General features: G+C 63.8%; 2 protein-coding genes. Both read right to left on the bottom strand.

The genetic code is table 11. The features are described 5' to 3' along the window. Positions 1-265 precede the first annotated feature (265 nt). The gene (locus XpruCFBP8353_RS24500) at positions 266-388 is read right to left on the bottom strand and encodes a hypothetical protein (RefSeq protein ID WP_282956984.1); all 123 of its coding nucleotides are present in this window, start codon (positions 386-388) and stop codon (positions 266-268) included. Between the two features lie 51 nt (positions 389-439). Continuing rightward, positions 440-3,386, bottom strand: a 2,947-nt coding sequence (locus XpruCFBP8353_RS22865) for a TonB-dependent receptor (protein ID WP_108723598.1), incomplete at its 5' end; no start/stop codon positions are given.

The following is a 3,386-nucleotide window of genomic DNA, read 5'->3' as shown; positions in this document are numbered from 1 at the left end:
CGTGGCGTTGCTGGACTGGGCCATGGCCGGAGTGGTGGCGAACAACGAGGCGGCCAGGGCGCAGCACAACAGGCTACGCGCCGGCAGGGTGGAGACGGTGCGGTGATTCTTCATGACTTTCCCCCTCCCAGGGGTAAAGCGCGACGCAGTGCAGTGACTGGCGCGTTGGGTTGGTGCTTTGGTGTGGATTACAGGGACAACAGGCAACAACAGCCGCAAGGGCTGCAAGAACAACAAGGGTCTGCGGTGACGGGTGCTTGCTCCTTCAGGCACGGGTCCAGACGGGTGAGGTATTGGCGGCGATTGGCCGATGCAGCGCATCGACAATCACCGGGCAATGCAACACCGACGATGCACCAGGGGACGTGCCGTGCACGATGACCAGCACGGGCGGCATCCCTGTGCTGGCATCGCTGCCACCCCTGGTGTTTCTAGCGCATTACCAGATGATGCGTGCGCTCAGGAACAGCGTCCGCGGCGGCGTGGACAGCGCCCCGTACTGGTTGATGCTTGCGCGCGGGTCGTAGACGCCGGCCTGGCCCCAGTCGATGGCGTACTGGTCGTAGTTGCGGAAGTTCAGCGCATTGATCAGATCGCCACGCACCTGCACCGTGAGCGCTTCGGTCACATGCATGTCCTTGGACAGCGACAGATCCAGCTGGCGCGTGCCGAAGATATCGCCACCGGCGATGAACTTGCCGCCCGGTGCATCCACCGACACGATGCGGAGGTTGTCCGAACTCGGGCCACCGTACTGATCGAACGACACCGCTTCGTTGCGCGGCGGCACCGTGGCCAGGGTCAGTTTGGCCGAGGCGCTGATACCCCAGAACAAATCGTAGATGCCGGTCAGCACCAGGCGATGGCGCGGCACTGCGTTCAGATCCAAAAACGGGTAATTGGCAATCGTGGCGGCATCGAACCCGTAGCGATCATCGTTGCCGCGGTTACCGCGTGCGCGCGAGAACGTGTACGCCGCCGTCAGCCCCCAGCCGCTTTCCTGGGTATAGGGCTTGTCGGCCGACAGCAGCAGCTGGCCGGTCTTGGTTTCCACACCGTTGTTGCCGATCAGCAGGGAACCGAAGCCCGGCGGATTCTCGTTCCATGGCTGCGCGCCGTTCTGGAAGAATTCGCCGTTGGGATAGCGATTGCCCAGCGTGAAGATCAGGCCTTCCTTGCTATGGATGTAGGACACCGTGGCCGACGTGTTCCACTCGCCCAGCCGCGTGCGCAGACCTAGCGAATACTGGTCGGAATAGGGCGTTTTCAGATCGTTGTTGAGCAGGTCGATCTCGCCGTTGCGCACGTCCGAGTTGACCAGGCTGCCGAGGCTCCCCGGATCGCTCAGGTAGGCCGGGTTCCAGTTGACGCAGGTGCCCGGTGCCGGCGTGCAGCCAGGCGCGGCTTCGGCGAAGCGGAGCGTGTACTGCGCAAGCGCCGACTTGACCTGCTCCAACCCGAGCACGTCGAACAGATTGCGGTCGTAGCTGCGCCCGGCACCGCCGAACAACACCAGCGATTCGTCGCCACGGAAATCGTAGGAGAAGCCCAGGCGCGGCGCGAAGTTGTTGGTGTCCTGCTTACGGTTACGGCCGTTGCTGATGTAGTCGTTGATGTTGACGCCACCCTTGGCCAGTTGCTCGGCGTAGGTGGCGCTCACCGTCGGGTCGGTGCCGGGGCCGTTCAAGGCCGCCACCACTTCCGGCGGAGTCACGTTGTCCAGATAGGACGGAATCTTCTCGCTATCCCAGCGCACGCCCAGGTTCAACTGCAGCTTGTCGTTGACGTCCCAATCGTCCTGGATGTACAGGCCCAGCTGCTTGCTCTTGGTGGTCACCGACGGCGCCGCACCGGCAAACGGCAGATTGAACTTCACCTGGTACGGAATCGCCGCGGTGCCCAAGCCATCGGCCACCGCGTAGTAGAACGAGGGATTGACCGCAGAGTTTTCGCTCTGGGTCAGCTCCACTTCCTTGTACTTGACGCCCATTTTGACGACATGGCTGCCGTGCCAGTCGATGCTGTTGAAGGTCAGGTCGTTCTGGAAGCTCGGGCCTTTCTGTCCCTTGCGCTGGATCGCAAGGCCGCTGGTGGCGTTGTCGCGGATCAGCACATCGTCTTCGGCGATGCCGCGTGTATAAATATTCTGGTTGCCCAGGGTGAAGGCGGTCGGGTTGAACAGCACGTCCTCGTAGGAGACGCGTGCCTCGTTGACATACCTCTCGCCGAAATGCTGCCAGCGCAGGTCGTAGCGCTCTTCGGTGTTGAGGTTGTTCTTGCCGGCGATGGCGGTATTGCGGTCGCCCACGTCGTCGCGGCTCTTCTCGTCGCGGTACTTGGCGGTCAACTCCAGGCGATCGTTCTCGCCGACGTCCCAGTCGATCTTGCCGAAGTAGAGGTCTTCCTTGAACGGACGGGTGACCGAGCCCAGGCGGCTCTGCACGCCCGACGGCAGGTCGTCGCTCAGTGCGCTGAAGGTGTCCGGCACCGAGATCGGGTTGGCCGACACCTCGAAGCCCTTGCCTTCGTAGCTGACGAAGAAATGCGCCTTGTCCTTGACGATCGGCCCGCTGAAGGCCATGCCGTATTCGTCCTGGTGGGTCTGGCGCTTGGTCCCGTCGGCATTGGGCGCACCGGCGCGTTCGTCGGCCTGACGCGCGCGGAAATCGGTATTGGTGGTGCGCCCGAAGATCTCGCCGTGGAACTCGTTGCCGCCAGACTTGGTGGAGGCCACGATCGCCGCCGACCCCACCTGGTCGAATTCGGCCTTGTAGTTGGAGGTAATGACCTTGTACTCACCGATCGCCAGCTGCGGGAACGGGTTGCCCGCGCTCTGCTCCTGGCCGGAGACGCCACCGAACAGATAGCTCTTCTGGCCCACGCCATCGATGTAGACGTTGACTGCCGAGCTGGCCTGTGCGCCACCGCGGATGCGGCTGTTGCCGTTCGGGTCGGTCTCGAACTGCATGCCCGGCACGGTGTCGGCGAACTCCAGGAAGTTGCGCGTCAGCTGCGGCACCGTGTTGATCTGCTTGAGCGACACATTGGTGCCCACTTCGGACGTCTTGACCTCCTGCAGCGAGGTGGCCGTCACCTTGACCGTGTCCAACGTGGTGGCCGTGCCATCGGCGGGCACCGCCGCTTCCCCGCCACCGCCCAGATTCAGGCTGACCGACGAGGCCACCGACAAGGTCACCGTCTTCTCCGTGCCGGGACCCGCATCCACCTTGTAGGTGCCCGGCGGCAAGCCAACCAGGGCATAGCTGCCGTCCGGCCCGGTGGCCACACGTCGCGTGGTACCCGTGGCGACGTTGGTGGCGGTCACCGTGGTGCCTGGCTGGGAAGCGGCGACCTGCCCGCGCAACGTGGCGTTGCTGGACTGGGCC

The sequence above is a fragment of the Xanthomonas prunicola genome (genome assembly GCF_002846205.1).
Classification (GTDB): domain Bacteria; phylum Pseudomonadota; class Gammaproteobacteria; order Xanthomonadales; family Xanthomonadaceae; genus Xanthomonas; species Xanthomonas prunicola.
This window is presented reverse-complemented; position numbering and strand designations above follow the sequence as displayed.